At 69.6% G+C, this 13,373-nt stretch carries 13 protein-coding genes; 8 read left to right on the forward strand and 5 right to left on the reverse strand.

The window, feature by feature from the left end:
- Positions 1 to 96: 96 nt before the first annotated feature.
- Positions 97 to 501 carry a RidA family protein gene (locus tag FS845_RS10125; protein ID WP_144633840.1) on the forward strand — a complete coding sequence of 135 codons (405 nt, stop codon included), beginning with the start codon at positions 97 to 99 and terminating at the stop codon, positions 499 to 501.
- An 81-nt stretch (positions 502 to 582) separates the two neighbouring features.
- Here the strand turns inward: FS845_RS10125 and FS845_RS10130 are convergent, their stop codons facing one another.
- The 3 genes from FS845_RS10130 to FS845_RS10140 form a co-directional block, all read right to left on the reverse strand.
- On the reverse strand, positions 583 to 1,461 hold the full coding sequence (locus FS845_RS10130) for a fumarylacetoacetate hydrolase family protein (protein WP_144633843.1): 879 nt from the start codon (positions 1,459 to 1,461) through the stop codon (positions 583 to 585).
- 100 nt (positions 1,462 to 1,561) lie between these two features.
- Positions 1,562 to 2,527: a Bug family tripartite tricarboxylate transporter substrate binding protein gene (locus FS845_RS10135; RefSeq protein WP_144633847.1), complete on the reverse strand. Its 966-nt coding sequence runs from the start codon at positions 2,525 to 2,527 to the stop codon at positions 1,562 to 1,564.
- Positions 2,528 to 2,592: 65 nt separating this feature from the next.
- A complete protein-coding gene (locus tag FS845_RS10140) occupies positions 2,593 to 3,387 on the reverse strand; it encodes a GntR family transcriptional regulator (RefSeq protein WP_186332226.1) in 795 nt (264 codons plus the stop codon).
- Positions 3,388 to 3,528: 141 nt separating this feature from the next.
- Here FS845_RS10140 and FS845_RS10145 point away from each other — a divergent pair, with 141 nt between their 5' ends.
- The 6 genes from FS845_RS10145 to FS845_RS10170 are packed head-to-tail and all read left to right on the forward strand — an operon-like array spanning position 3,529 to position 10,626.
- Positions 3,529 to 4,728 (forward strand): CaiB/BaiF CoA transferase family protein, encoded by a 1,200-nt coding sequence (locus FS845_RS10145; protein ID WP_144633853.1) that lies wholly within the window; start codon positions 3,529 to 3,531, stop codon positions 4,726 to 4,728.
- Positions 4,725 to 5,522: an enoyl-CoA hydratase/isomerase family protein gene (locus FS845_RS10150; protein WP_144633856.1), complete on the forward strand. Its 798-nt coding sequence runs from the start codon at positions 4,725 to 4,727 to the stop codon at positions 5,520 to 5,522. The genes FS845_RS10145 and FS845_RS10150 overlap by 4 nt, the downstream gene beginning before the upstream one ends.
- 20 nt (positions 5,523 to 5,542) lie before the next feature.
- Positions 5,543 to 6,484, forward strand: a complete 942-nt coding sequence (locus tag FS845_RS10155; RefSeq protein ID WP_144633859.1) for a hydroxymethylglutaryl-CoA lyase — start codon at positions 5,543 to 5,545, stop codon at positions 6,482 to 6,484.
- Between the two features lie 30 nt (positions 6,485 to 6,514).
- Positions 6,515 to 7,711: an acyl-CoA dehydrogenase family protein gene (locus FS845_RS10160; protein WP_144633862.1), complete on the forward strand. Its 1,197-nt coding sequence runs from the start codon at positions 6,515 to 6,517 to the stop codon at positions 7,709 to 7,711.
- Positions 7,712 to 7,742: 31 nt separating this feature from the next.
- Positions 7,743 to 9,122 (forward strand): MmgE/PrpD family protein, encoded by a 1,380-nt coding sequence (locus FS845_RS10165; RefSeq protein ID WP_144633865.1) that lies wholly within the window; start codon positions 7,743 to 7,745, stop codon positions 9,120 to 9,122.
- A 4-nt stretch (positions 9,123 to 9,126) separates the two neighbouring features.
- Positions 9,127 to 10,626: a class I adenylate-forming enzyme family protein gene (locus FS845_RS10170; RefSeq protein ID WP_144633868.1), complete on the forward strand. Its 1,500-nt coding sequence runs from the start codon at positions 9,127 to 9,129 to the stop codon at positions 10,624 to 10,626.
- Positions 10,627 to 10,696: 70 nt separating this feature from the next.
- On the opposite strand, the gene FS845_RS10175 is transcribed toward FS845_RS10170, so the two are convergent.
- Positions 10,697 to 11,437 (reverse strand): SDR family NAD(P)-dependent oxidoreductase, encoded by a 741-nt coding sequence (locus tag FS845_RS10175; protein ID WP_144633871.1) that lies wholly within the window; start codon positions 11,435 to 11,437, stop codon positions 10,697 to 10,699.
- Between the two features lie 25 nt (positions 11,438 to 11,462).
- Complete coding sequence (locus tag FS845_RS10180) at positions 11,463 to 12,425, reverse strand: Bug family tripartite tricarboxylate transporter substrate binding protein (RefSeq protein WP_144633874.1); 963 nt, start codon at positions 12,423 to 12,425, stop codon at positions 11,463 to 11,465.
- Between the two features lie 177 nt (positions 12,426 to 12,602).
- Between FS845_RS10180 and FS845_RS10185 the strand changes: the two genes are divergently transcribed.
- Entirely contained in the window at positions 12,603 to 13,370 is a 768-nt protein-coding gene (locus FS845_RS10185) for a DUF72 domain-containing protein (protein ID WP_144633877.1), read from the forward strand.
- Positions 13,371 to 13,373: the final 3 nt, after the last annotated feature.

Here is a 13,373-nt window from a genome sequence, read left to right on the forward strand (position 1 = left end):
CAGACGCAAACAGTGGTTTTGCGAACCGCTGGTTTATCCGGGGCCGGCGCGATCCTACAGTGAGGGCTTCTACAACGGTATTGAAGGAGTGCCCTCATGACCATCCGCGACGTCGTCTTCCCGCCCGATCGCCACGCCCTGTACGACCTGCACCGCTATTCCCCGGCCATCCGCGCCAATGGCCTGTTGTTCGTGTCGGGCCAGGTCGGCAGCCGGCCCGATGGCACGCCCGAGCCGGACCTGGACCAGCAGGTGCGCCTGGCGTTCAGGAATCTCAACGCCATCCTGGCCGAGGCCGGGCTCAGCTTCGCCGATGTGATCGACGTGACGGTGTTCATGGTGGATCCGGACCGGCATTTCGAACGCGCCTGGGCCGTGGTCGCGGAGTATTGGGGCGAGGCGCCGTATCCCACCGCGACGGCGGTGGGCGTGACCTGGCTGTCGGGGTTCCAGTTCGAGATCAAGGTGATCGCCAAGCTGCCTGAAACGGCGGCAGCCTGAGTGCTGTCCGGCCGCCGCGCAAGGCGGCGCCGCTGAGGCGTTGCGCGCGGGCGAAGACGCCCGCATGCCCCTGCCGCGTGCTCAGCGCGCGAACGGCACCACGCGCTGCCGCTGTTCGCCCAGCCCCTGCACGCCCAGCGTCATGACGTCGCCCTCGCGCAGGAACACCGGCGGCTTCATGCCCAGGCCCACGCCGGGCGGCGTGCCGGTGATGATGACGTCGCCGGGCAGCAGCGTCATGAAGCGGCTGACGTAGCTGACGATGGTGCGCACGTCGAAGATCATGGTGCGGGTGTTGCCCGTCTGCATGCGCTGGCCGTTGACGTCCAGCCACAGGTCCAGCGACTGGGGGTCGGGCACCTCGTCGCGCGTCACCAACCAGGGGCCGATGGGACCGAAGGTATCGCAGCCCTTGCCCTTGTCCCAGGTGCCGCCGCGATCCATCTGGTATTCGCGCTCGCTGACGTCGTTGACGACGCAGTAACCTGCCACGTGGTCCAGCGCGTCTGCCTCGGCTACGTAGCGCGCGCGTTCGCCGATGACGATGCCCAGTTCCACTTCCCAATCGCACTTCTGCGCGCCCTCGGGCAGCATGACGTCGTCGTCCGGACCCTGGATGCAGGAAGTCGCCTTCATGAAGATCACCGGCTCCTTGGGCACCGGCGCCCCGACCTCGGCGGCATGGTCGTAGTAGTTCAGGCCGATGGCCACCAGCTTGCCCACGTGGGCCACGGGGCAGCCCAGGCGCGGCTTGCCGTCCACGGCGGGCAGGGTGGCGCTGTCCAGCCGGGCCAGCGCCGCGAGCGCGTCGCGCCCCAGTTGCCCGGCGCCCGGTTGCCCGGCGCCCGGCTGCCCGGCGCCCAATTCCAGCATCACGCCGGACAGGTCGCGCAGCACGCCCTGCGCGTCGATCAGGCCAGGCCTTTCCTGCCCTGCCGGGCCGAATCTCACCAGTTTCATGCTTGTTTCCTCGTTGCTCGTTGCTCGATGTTCGATGTTCGATGTTCGATGTACGGGGCGGCCGGAAAACCCGGCCGCCGTCGTTCGCGCGGGCTGCGCGTCACTCCAGCTGCACGTTGGCCGCCTTGATCGTGTCGCCCCAGCGGGTGATCTCTTCCTTGATGTAGGCGTCGGTCTCTGCAGGCGTGCTCAGCATCACCTCGGCGCCCAGCGCGGCCAGCTGCTCCTGCACGGCGGGCTTCTTCAGCGCCACCTGCATGGCCTGGTTGAGCTTCTCGACCACGGGCGCCGGCGTGCCCTTGGGCACCAGCAGGGCGGCCCAGGTCTGCGCGTCAAAGCCCGGCACGCCGGCCTTGTCCACGGTGGGGATGTCCGGCAGGGCCTTCGAGCCGCGGCGGCTGCCCACTGCGAACACCTTCAGCGCGCCTTTCTGCACGTGCGGCATGATGGCCGGACCCGACTCAAACATCATCGACACGTCGCCGGACATCAGCCCGGTCAGTGCCGCCGCCGCACCGCGATAGGGCACGTGCATGAGGTTCACGCCGGCCTGGCGCTTGAACATCTCCATCGTCAGGTGGTTGGTCAGCCCCGTGCCGCCCGAGCCGTAGTTGAGCTTGCCGGGATTCTTCTTCACGTACTCGATCAGTTCCTTCAGGTTGTTGGCCGGAAAGTCCATCCTGGTGACCAGGAACTGCGGCACCACGACCACCATGGAAACGGCCGTGAAGTCCTTCAGCGTGTCATAGGGCAGCTTGCGGTACAGCCCCATGTTGATGGCCAGCGGGCCGCTGGACGCCATCAGCAGCGTGTAGCCATCGGCCTCGGAACGCTTGGCGCCCTCCATGCCGATGATGCCGCCCGCGCCGCCGCGGTTGTCCACGAAGAACGCCTGGCCCAGGGATTCCGAGAGTTGCTGGCCGATGATGCGGGCCAGCACGTCCGTAGTCTGCCCGGCCGGGAACGGCACGATGATCTTCACGCCCCGGTCCGGATAATCGGCCCGGGCCGGCGTGAAGCTCATGGCGCCCATGATGCACAACATTGCTGCGAGTACTCGTTTCATGGATTGTCTCCTCCATCCTTTTTTGTCCGAGCACGCCACAAGCCTCTGCCTGTCGGGGGATCAGATCATGGCTCCTCTCCACGTTCCCATTCGGTTTGCAGCTTGAAGCGATCGGCGATATAGAAGTTTTCAGAGACCGTCAGCAGACGGCCCTGGGGGTTGAAATACGCGCGCAGCATCCGCAGGGCGGGGCTGCCGCTTTCCAGGCCGAGCTGGAACAGGGCGTTCTCAGGCATCAGCGTGGCCTCTATCTGCTGGCGGATCCGGTGGATCTCCTGACCATAGTCGTCCTGCAGCATCTTGTAGATGCTGGGATGATTGCCATGCAGTTTCTTCTTGATGCTCTCGAACTCGGGGCGCATGTAGACGCGCGTGTACGAGATGACGCGATTGTTCTCCACCAGCTTGCGGTTGGTGTGCAGCACCAGCCACTTGGAGCCGGCTTCGCAGCGCAGCGACTCGGCCATGGCGTCGTCGGCCACGGCGACGGTTTCGCCGAAGACCTCGAGCCGGGTGTGATCGGTATACGCCAGGATGTCCTTCATCGTGCCCAGGCCCGCCACGTAGCTGGGCTGGGTGGCGCCCGGCTGTGCCGCGGTCACCACGGTGCCGATGCTGGGGTAGCGCACGATCATGCCGGTGTCGACCAGCCGGCGGGTGGCCTCGCGCACGGTATGGCGGCTGACGCCGTAGGTGGCGCTGAGCTGGGCCTCGGTGGGCAGCAGCGACCCCACGGGGTACTTGCCCGACACGATGTCGTTCAGCAGGCTCTGGTGCAGCCACGCATAGCGAGGCTGGGTCTTGCTGCGCGGCGTGGCACGCGTGGGCTTGGACGCGGGCTTGCCGTCATTCTTGGGCATGCTGGGCACGTTGTCTTTGCAAAAAAAGTTGTCGAAGGCAATGTACGTACATTTGAATAAGATGTAAAGTGGTGAATGTACGTACATTGAATATAAACGTTTCGACGCCCGGCCACGGGCGCATTGGACGGAGACACATCCATGCAGGACAGCAGCGATACCGCCCGGGTCGCGGCCGCCAGCCGCCCATTCGAGGGGCTGGTGGTGATCGAACTGGGGCATAGCGTAGCCGCGCCTTTCGCCGGGCAGATACTCGGCGAACTGGGCGCCACGGTCATCAAGATCGAGAAGCACGATGGCGACGCCGCGCGCGCCTGGGGCCCGCCGTTCCAGGAGGGGGCGGCGACGCTGTTCCAGGCGCTGAACCGCAACAAGCAGTCGGTGGTCTGCGACCTGCGCGACCCGGCGCAGGCAGCCGCCCTGAAGAGCCTGATCGTCGAGCGCGCCGACGTGGTGCTGCAGAACCTGCGGCCCGGCCAGGTCGACGCGCTGGGCCTGGACGGCGCGGCGCTGCTGGCGCTCAAGCCGTCGCTGGTCTACTGCAACATGGGCGCCTTCGGGCGCGTGGGGCCGCTGCGCAGCCATCCGGGCTACGACCCGCTGATGCAGGCCTTCGGCGGCATCATGAGCACCACGGGCGAGGCCGGCCGGCCTTCCGTGCGGGTGGGCGCGTCCATCGTCGACATGGGCACGGGCATGTGGGCGGTGGTGGGCGTGCTTGCCGCGCTGTGGCAACGCGAGGCCACCGGGGCCGGGCGCGTGGTGGACGTGTCGCTGTTCGAGACCGCCACCACCTGGGTGTCGCTGATCGCCTCGCAGGTGCTGGTGACGGGCGAGGCGCCGCCGCGCTTCGGGTCCGGCACCGCCAGCATCGTGCCGTACAAGGGCTACGCCACGGCCGACGGCGAGATCGTGGTGGCCGCTGGCAACAATGGGCTGTTCCGCAGCCTGGCCCGCGCGGTCGGCCGTCCCGAGTGGGCCGACGATCCGCGATTCGTCGACAACCCCACCCGCGTGCAGCATGCGGCCGAGCTGTACGGCATGCTGGACGCCATCTTCGCGCAGCGGCCCACCGGTTTCTGGCTGGAGCAGCTCGAGGCCGCGGGCCTGCCGTGCGCGCCGGTCAACGACATGAACCAGATGCTGGCGCATCCGCAGACCGAGGCCCTGGGCCTGGTGCAGCGCGTGCCCGGCACTGAAATGGATTTCATCGGCCTGCCCCTGAGCTTCGACGGGCAGCGGCCGCAACCCCGCTCGCGTCCGCCGGCGCTGGGCGAGCACACCAAGGCCCTGCTGGGCGCATACGCCGCCCCGGCCGACAAGACGGAGAAACTGGCATGACGCTGCCCGAGTACGACACCATCACCACGCGCATGGCCGACGAGCACGTGCTGCTGGTGACGCTGAACCGCCCGCAGGTGGGCAATGCCCTGAACACCCAGATGGGCCGCGACCTGCTGGACCTGTGGAACCGCCTCACCGAGGACGCCGGCGCCGCGCGCTGCGTGGTGCTGACGGGCGCTGGAGACCGCATCTTCTGCGCCGGCGGCGACCTGAAGGAACGCAACGGCATGAGCCGCGAGACCTGGCAGCGCCAGCACGAGCTGTTCGAGCGCATGTACTGGACGCTGGTCGATCTGCCGCTGCCCGTCATCGGCGCGGTCAACGGCCATGCCTACGCGGGCGGGCTGGAGATGGCGCTGTCCTGCGATTTCGTCTATGCCAGCCGCCAGGCGCGCTTCGCGCTGACCGAGGTGACGCTGGGCATCATGCCTGGCGCCGGCGGTACGCAGAACCTGCCGCGCGCGCTGGGCGAGCGCCGCGCCAAGGAGATCCTGATGACCGGCCGTCCGTTCGAGGCCGCGCAGGCATTGGAATGGGGCCTGGCCAACGCGCTGCACGAGCCGGCCGAGGTATTGCCGGCGGCGCTGGCCACGGCCGGCGTGATCGCCGGCAACGCGCCGCTGTCGGTGCGGCAGATCAAGAAGTCGGTGCGCTACGGCGGCCAGATGGAGCTTCGTACGGCGTTCCGCTTCGAGATCGAGGCCTACAACCATCTGGTCGATACCGACGACCGCCGCGAAGGCGTGCTGGCCTTCAACGAGAAACGCAAGCCGGTCTTCACGGGCCGCTGAAGCATACAGAGGAGAACATCATGGCAAGAGACGTCATCCTGCGCGAGGTGGGCCTGCGCGACGGCCTGCAGAGCGTGGCCACTTTCTTCGAGACCGCCGACAAGCTGGAATGGATCCGCCGCGAGGCCGCCGCGGGCGTGGGCGAGATCGAGGTCACGTCCTACGTGCCGCCCAAGCTGCTGCCGCAGTTCGTGGACGCGGAGGCCGTCACCACCGAATCGATGCGCATCCCCGGCCTGACGGTGGCCGCGCTGGTGCCCAATCTGCGCGGCGCGCAACGCGGCCTGGAGCTGGGCGTGCACAAGATCAATTTCGTGATGTCGGTCAGCGCGACCCACAACATGAAGAACGTGCGCCGCAGCCGCGAGGACTCGCTGGCCGACTTCCGCAACATCGCCGAGCAGGTGCGCGCGCGGCCCGAGGGCCAGCGGCCCGAGCTGTGCGGCGGCCTGGCCACGGCGCTGGGATGTTCCTACGAGGGCGACGTACCGGTGGACGAGGTGGTGCGCTACGCGGTGGCGCTGGCCGAGGCGGGCGCCGACGAGCTGATCATTCCCGACACGGTGGGCTACGCCAATCCCGCGCTGGTGCGCCGCGTCTTCAAGGCGGTGCTGGCCGAGGTCGGCTCGCTGCCGGTGGCGGCGCACTTCCACGACACGCGCGGCACGGGCCTGGCCAATCTGCTGGCGGCGCTCGACTGCGGCGTGCGCGCCTTCGACGCATCGCTGGGCGGCCTGGGCGGCTGCCCCTTCGCGCCCGGCGCCACCGGCAACATCGTGATGGAAGACGCGGCCTACATGCTGGAATCGATGGGCGTGGACACGGGCATCGACCTGAACGCGCTGCTGGAGGTGCGCCAGGTGCTGCAGCGCGTGCTGCCGGACACGCCGCTGTACGGCGGCCTGGCGCGCGCCGGCCTGCCGCGCGGTTTCGTGCCGGCGCACGAGGCCGTGGCCGCCTGATTCCTCCCATCCCAAACACCGGACACCTGCATGGACACGATTACGCATAGCGGTCAGGACGAGCTGACCATGCCCCTGGGCGAAGACTTTCCCGACGTGCGCGACAGCGTGCGGCGCATCTGCGAGCGCTTTCCCGGCGAGTACTGGCGCCGCCTGGAAGCCGAGGAGCGCTATCCCGACGAATTCGTCGCCGCGCTGACGGAATCGGGCTTCCTGGCCGCGCTGATCCCCGAGGAGTACGAGGGCAGCGGCATGCCGCTGCGCGCCGCGGCGGTCATCCTGGAAGAGATCCACGCCGCCGGCTGCAACGCCGGCGCGTGCCACGCGCAGATGTACACCATGGGCACCGTGCTGCGCCATGGCAGCGCCGAACAGAAGGCGCGCTACCTGCCGGCCATCGCGCGCGGCGAGCTGCGCCTGCAGGCCTTCGGCGTGACCGAGCCCACCAGCGGCACCGACACCACGCGCCTGAAGACCCGCGCCGTGCGCGACGGCGACAGCTACGTGATCAACGGCCAGAAGGTATGGACGTCGCGCGCCCTGCAGTCCGACCTGATGCTGCTGCTGGCGCGCACCACGCCGTACGACGAGGTGCAGAAGAAGAGCGACGGCCTGTCGGTGTTCCTGGTGGACATCCGCGCGGCGCTGGGCCGCGGCATGGAGATCCGGCCGCTGGCCGCCATGATCAACCACAACACCACCGAGGTGTTCTTCGACAACCTGCGCATCCCGGCCGACAGCCTGATCGGCGAGGAAGGCAAGGGATTCCGCTACATCCTGGACGGCATGAACGCCGAACGCATCCTGGTGTCGTCGGAAGCCATCGGCGACGCGCGCTGGTTCACCCGCACGTCGGTGGCTTACGCCAGCGAGCGGCAGGTCTTCAACCGGCCCATCGGGCAGAACCAGGGCATCCAGTTTCCCATCGCGCGCGCCTACGCCGAGACTCAGGCGGCAGACCTGCTGCTGCGCAAGGCGGCCGCGCTGTTCCAGGCCGGCCTGCCGTGCGGCGACGAGGCCAACATGGGCAAGATGCTGGCCTCGGAAGCCGCGTGGCATGCCGCCGAGGCCTGCCTGCAGACGCATGGCGGCTTCGGCTTCGCGCGCGAGTACGACGTGGAGCGCAAGTGGCGCGAGACCCGGCTGCTGCAGATCGCGCCGATCTCGACCAACCTGATCCTTTCCTACATCGGCCAGCACATCCTGGGCATGCCGCGTTCGTTCTAGGCCTCTGGCCCTCTCGACAAGGAGACTCACCATGACCGGACTTACCCAGGCGCTGGCCGCCTACATCGCGGCCGGGCCGCAGGACGACGCGCAGGCCAATGCCATTGCCCGCATGGGCATGACGGACACCATCGCGGTGGCGCTGGCCGCGCGCGACGAAGGCGTCACCCGCATCGCGCTGGACTATGCGCGCGGCCTCTGCGGCACCGGCCCGGCCGCGCAGGGCGCGCCGCTGTGGTTCGGCGGCGACGCGTTGCCGCCGGCGCTGGCCGCCTTCGTCAACGGCGTGGCCAGCCATGCGCTGGACTACGACGACGTGGCGCTGTCGGGCCATCCCAGCACCGCGCTGACGCCCGCCATCCTGGCGCAGGGCCATGCTCAGGGCGCCTCGGGCGCGGACTGCCTGCGCGCCTACGTGGTGGGCTACGAGGTGTGGGCCGAGCTGGTCGCGCGCGAGCCCGATCCGTACCACATCAAGGGCTGGCATCCGACGGCGGTGTTCGGCACCGTGGCGGCCACGGCCGCGCTGTCGCACCTGCGCGGCCATACGCGGGAGCAGGCCGCGCGCGCGCTGGCCATCGGCGCCAGCCTGGCCAGCGGCCTGGTCGCCAACTTCGGCACCATGACCAAGCCGCTGCATTCGGGCCGCGTCGCCGCGCTGGCCTTCGAGGCGGTGACGCTGGCCGGCCTGGGCCTGACGGCGGCGGCCGACGCGCTGGAGCACCATGCGGGTTTCCTGGCGGCGCTGTCGCCGCGCGGGCAGGCCGACCGCGAGCGCCCGTACGTGCCGGGCGAGCCGCGCATCCTGGCCACCGGGCTGTCGATCAAGAAGTATCCCGTCTGCTATTCCGGGCACCGCGTCATCGACGCGGTGATCGACCTGGCGCGCGAATCCGGCCTGGATGCCGCGCAGGTGGAACGCGTCACGATAGGCATCGGACGGCCACAGGCCTCCATGCTGCGCAACGCCGAACCCGTCACGGCGCTGGAGGCCAAGTTCAGCGCCCAGTTCGCCGTGGCCGCGGCGCTGGTGCGACGCAAGGTGGGCCTGGCCGAGCTGGACGACGCCTTCGTCAACGAGCCGGCCATGCGCGCGCTGTACGGCAAGGTGGCGGTCGGGATCATCGAGGGGGCCGATCCCGAGGACTCGGCCTTCTCGCTGCACGACACGGTGGAGATCGCGCTGCGCGATGGACGGGTGCTGCGTTCGGGCGAGATCCGCTATCCGCGCGGCCATGCGCACCTGCCGCTGGCCGAGGCCGACCTGCGCGCCAAGTTCGACGATTGCCACGCCATCTGGCGGCGCCAGGCGGGCGAGGGCGCGGCGGCGCTGCCGGCGGGCGGCGCCCTGTACGACCGGCTGGCCAGCCTGGCGCAGATCGACGACGTGCGCGCGCTGTTCCGGAGCTGACACGATGCGCGGCACCGAAACCATCCCGTGGTCCCTGGAACTGCACACACTGGCCCGCCGCTTTCCGCAAGGCGTGGCGGTCGATGACGGGCAGGGGACGCTGGGCTACGCGGAACTGAACGCGCGCGCGCACGCGCTGGCGCAGGCGTTGCTGGCGGACGGCGCGCGGCAGGGCGGCTGCGTGGGCATCTATCTGCCCAACGGACGAACGGCGGTCTGGGCCGACTACGGCGCCACGGTCAGCGGCGTGTGCCTGGTGCACCTGAACGCGGTCTACACGCGCGAGGAGATCCGCTGGAGCCAGCAGCTGACGCCCATGAGCCACATCATCACGGACCGCGCGCATGCCGAGACGGTGCGCGGGCTGAGCGCGCGCCTCATCCTGTGCGAGGACATCGCGCCGCTGGACGCGCCGCCCGTGCTGCCGGCCGTCCCGGCCGACGCCTGGGGGCGCATCATCTTCTCGTCGGGCACCACGGGCAAGCCCAAGGCCCTGGTCTACGACCAGGGCCGGCGCTGGCTGGCCGCGGTGATGCTGCGGGCCGTGCTGCCCTTCACGCCAGGGCCGGGCTCGCGCGTGTTGCTGATGACGCCGTACGTGCACGGGGCCTCGATGCAGGCGCGCGCGTGGATGGACTACGGCGGCACCGCCGTGCTGCTGAACGGCGTGGACGTGGAGGCCGCCGGGCGCGAGCTGCGCGCTGGCACGCTGGACGCGGTGTTCGCGCCGCCCACGGTGCTGGCCAAGCTGGCCGCGGCGTTCGAGGGCGAGCATTTCCCGGGCCTGCGCTGCGTGTTCACGGGCACGCAGACGCTCACGCCCAGCCTGTACGCCAAGGCGCGCGCGCTGTTCGGCCCGCGCGTGCGCGTCACGTACGGCAAGAGCGAGAACGTCAATCCCATCACGGTGCTGGACCCCGAGGCCACGGAGGCCTGCTTTGCCGCGGGCGGCGGCGAGGGCGCCTGCCTGGGCTGGCCCGCGCCCGGTGTGCAGCTGCGCATCAACCCGCAGGGCGAGATCGAGCTGCGTTCGCGGCATATGTACATCGGCCATGTGGACGACAAGGGCTTCCACGGCCCGGACGCCGACGGCTGGCATCGCACGGGCGACCTGGGACGCATCGACGAGCAGGGCCGGCTCTGGCTGCTGGGCCGCATGGCCGACGTGATCAAGAGCGGCGGCTACAAGGTCTATCCGGACGAGATCGAGGCGGCGCTGGCGGGCACGCCGGGCTGCGGCGAGATCTGCGTGGTCGCGCTGCCGTCGGACTACTGGGGCGAGGTGATCGTCGCGGTGGCGGAACGCGTCACGGGCGAATGGATCGCCGCGGCGCGGCGCAAGGTGGAAGGCCTGGCGCGCTACAAGCATCCACGCGCGTACATTCCGGTGCAGGCGCTGCCGCGCAATCCGCAGGGCAAGCTCAGCCGGCGCGTGGTGCGCGAGCTGGTGCAGTCGCGGTACGACCTGATCGACGGGCCGTATCCAGAGCTGCGCGCACGGTAGGGGCGATCGAGCGCAGGCATGAAAATACGCGGCGCCGGAAAGATCCGGCGCCGCGTTTCCTTCGCCCTGGTCAGTACGTCGACCGCCCGCCCGACAGGTCGAACACCGCGCCGGTCGAGAACGAGCAGTCCTCGGTGCACAGCCAGGCCACCATGGCCGCCACTTCCTCCGGCAGGCCGAAGCGGCCCATGGGGATGCGCGACAGCATGTAGTCGATGTGCTGCGGCGTCATCTGGTCGAAGATCGCCGTCTTCACCGCGGCCGGCGTCACGCAGTTCACGCGGATGTCCGTGCCGGCCAGCTCCTTGCCCAGGGACTTGGTCAGCGCGATCACGCCGGCCTTGCTGGCGCTGTAGGCGGCGGCGTTGGGGTTGCCTTCCTTGCCCGCCACCGACGCGATGTTGACGATGCGGCCGCTGCCCCGTTCGCGCATCTGCGGCAGGACGGCCTGGCAGCACAGGAACGTACCGGTCAGGTTCACGTCCAGCACCTGCCGCCAGGCGGCTTCCGGATAGTCCATGACCGGGGCGTTCGGCCCTGTGATGCCCGCGCAGTTGATCAGCGCGTCGACGGCGCCGCCGTCCTGCGTGGCGGCCATGGCCGCGCGCACGCTGGCCGCGTCGGCCACGTCGACCTGCACGCCCGATGCGCCGGCCAGTTCGCGGGCGGCCGCCTGCAGCGCCGACGCGTCGCGGTCCCACAGCACGGGCCGCGCGCCCGATGCGGCGACGCGCCGGGCGATTGCCAGGCCCAGGCCCGCCGCGCCGCCGGTGACCACCACGCGCTTGCCGTGCATATCCAGTTGATTCATGCCTTGCTGCTCCAGAAGTAGGGGATCAATCGACCCGCGCGCCGGAGGTCTTGACCGCCTGTCCCCAGACGCCGATCTCGCGCGCGATGAACTGGCGGGCTTCCTCCCGGCCGATGGACACGGTCTCGGCACCTTGCTGGGCAAGCTTGTCCTGCAGGTCGGGGCGCGCCAGCGCCTTGCGGGTCGCGGCGTTGAGCTGCTCGAGCACCGCCGCCGGCGTGCCCGCCGGCGCCATCAGGGCGATCCAGGCCTGGGCCTCGAAACCCGGCACGCCCTGGTCGGCCACCGGCCTGGCCTGCGGGAACGCGCGCGCGGGTTCGCGGCCGCCCACGCCCAGCACCTTCAGCGTGCCGGCCTTCACGTGCGGCATGATGGCCGGGCCCGCCTCGAACATCATGGCGACGTCGCCGGCGATCAGTCCGGTCAGCGCGGCCGAGGCGCCGCGGTACGGCACGTGGGTCATCTCCAGCTTGGCCTGGCTCTTGAACATCTCCATCGTCAGGTGGTTGGTCAGCCCGCTGCCGCCCGAGCCGTAGTTCAGTTTGCCTGGGCGCTTGCGCACGTAGTCCAGCAGCTCGGGCACCGAGTTGGCGGGGAAGTCCGACCGCACCACCAGGAACAGCGGCACCATCGCCACCAGCGCCACGGGCTCGTAGTCCTTCTGGGCGTCGTAGGGCAGCTTGCTGTAGAGGCCCGGGTTGATGGCGATGGGGCCGCTGGCGCTCATCAGCAGCGTGTAGCCGTCGGGGTCGGCGCGCTTGGCCGTCTCCATGCCGATGATGCCGCCCGCGCCGCCGCGGTTGTCGACGAAGAAGGCCTGGCCCATGGCCTCGCCCAGTTCCTGCCCGACCACCCGGGCAATGACGTCGGTGGTCTGTCCGGCCGGGTAGGGCACCACGATCTTCACGCCCCGGTCGGGATAGGCGGCCAGGGCGGCCGTCGTGCCCAGGCTCGCGCCCAGCAGCACGGCCGCAAACAGTCTGCGCATGCTCAGTCTCCTTTGGTGGATGGCGGCGCTGATCTTTGGTCAACGTCCGGACATTACGATATCACTTATCTCCATCTATGTACGTACATTGTTTTCGCATCCTGGTCCATGCGGGTCGAGGCGGGGCGGACGAGTGCGCCGCCGTCTTCGAGCGACCGGCGGTGTTACCCTGCTGACATGAATCCGGCAGGCGCTCATTCTTCCCTGGCCAGGCCGCGCGTGGGTTGCGCGGGCTGGTCGCTGTCGTCCAAGGTGGCTGAAGCCTTTCCGGCGCAGGGCAGTCATCTCGAACGGTACGCGCAGGTGTTCTCCTGCGTGGAGATCAACTCGTCCTTCTATCGCCCGCACCAGCCCAAGACCTATGCGCGCTGGGCCGCCGGCGTGCCGGACGCGTTCCGCTTCAGCGTGAAGTTGTCGCGCACGGTCACGCACGAGCTGCGGCTGCGGCAATGCGAGCAGCCCGTGCGCGAGTTCTTCGAGCAGGTGGCCGCGCTGGAGGGCAAGCTGGGCTGCGTGCTGGTGCAACTGCCGCCCAGCCTGGCGCTGGACGCGGGCGAGGCCGCGGCGTTCTTCGACCTGATGCGCCGGCACACGCAGGCGCCCATCGCGTGCGAACCCCGCCATGCCAGCTGGTTCACGCCGGGCGGGGCTGCGTTGCTGGAGGGCGCGGGCATCGCCTGCGTGCAGGCGCATCCCGCGCCGGTTGCCGGCATCGGCGACGTCGGCGGCGCCGGCATGCTCTACGCCCGCCTGCACGGCGCGCCCGAGATCTACTATTCCGCCTACGACGAGGCATTCATCGCGGCCGTCGCGGCGCGGCTGCGCGAGGCGCTTGCGCAGGGCAGGGATGCCTGGTGCATCTTCGACAATACGGCCCGCGGCGAGGCGGTCCCCAACGCGCTGTCACTGGCCCGCCGGCTGCAACCGCTGCCCGGCGCGGATTGAAGC

It is taken from the genome of Bordetella genomosp. 13 (assembly GCF_007679965.1).
Taxonomy (GTDB): Bacteria; Pseudomonadota; Gammaproteobacteria; order Burkholderiales; family Burkholderiaceae_B; genus Bordetella.

What these genes read in the sequence shown, in the direction of transcription:
- FS845_RS10135 (WP_144633847.1), bottom strand. Translation starts at nt 2,527, where the DNA reads ATGAAACGAGTACTCGCAGCAATGTTGTGCATCATGGGCGCCATGAGC.
- FS845_RS10155 (WP_144633859.1), top strand. Translation starts at nt 5,543, where the DNA reads ATGGCAAGAGACGTCATCCTGCGCGAGGTGGGCCTGCGCGACGGCCTG.
- FS845_RS10140 (WP_186332226.1), bottom strand. Translation starts at nt 3,387, where the DNA reads ATGCCCAAGAATGACGGCAAGCCCGCGTCCAAGCCCACGCGTGCCACG.
- FS845_RS10145 (WP_144633853.1), top strand. Translation starts at nt 3,529, where the DNA reads ATGCAGGACAGCAGCGATACCGCCCGGGTCGCGGCCGCCAGCCGCCCA.
- FS845_RS10150 (WP_144633856.1), top strand. Translation starts at nt 4,725, where the DNA reads ATGACGCTGCCCGAGTACGACACCATCACCACGCGCATGGCCGACGAG.
- FS845_RS10165 (WP_144633865.1), top strand. Translation starts at nt 7,743, where the DNA reads ATGACCGGACTTACCCAGGCGCTGGCCGCCTACATCGCGGCCGGGCCG.
- FS845_RS10185 (WP_144633877.1), top strand. Translation starts at nt 12,603, where the DNA reads ATGAATCCGGCAGGCGCTCATTCTTCCCTGGCCAGGCCGCGCGTGGGT.
- FS845_RS10130 (WP_144633843.1), bottom strand. Translation starts at nt 1,461, where the DNA reads ATGAAACTGGTGAGATTCGGCCCGGCAGGGCAGGAAAGGCCTGGCCTG.
- FS845_RS10160 (WP_144633862.1), top strand. Translation starts at nt 6,515, where the DNA reads ATGGACACGATTACGCATAGCGGTCAGGACGAGCTGACCATGCCCCTG.
- FS845_RS10125 (WP_144633840.1), top strand. Translation starts at nt 97, where the DNA reads ATGACCATCCGCGACGTCGTCTTCCCGCCCGATCGCCACGCCCTGTAC.
- FS845_RS10175 (WP_144633871.1), bottom strand. Translation starts at nt 11,437, where the DNA reads ATGAATCAACTGGATATGCACGGCAAGCGCGTGGTGGTCACCGGCGGC.
- FS845_RS10180 (WP_144633874.1), bottom strand. Translation starts at nt 12,425, where the DNA reads ATGCGCAGACTGTTTGCGGCCGTGCTGCTGGGCGCGAGCCTGGGCACG.
- FS845_RS10170 (WP_144633868.1), top strand. Translation starts at nt 9,127, where the DNA reads ATGCGCGGCACCGAAACCATCCCGTGGTCCCTGGAACTGCACACACTG.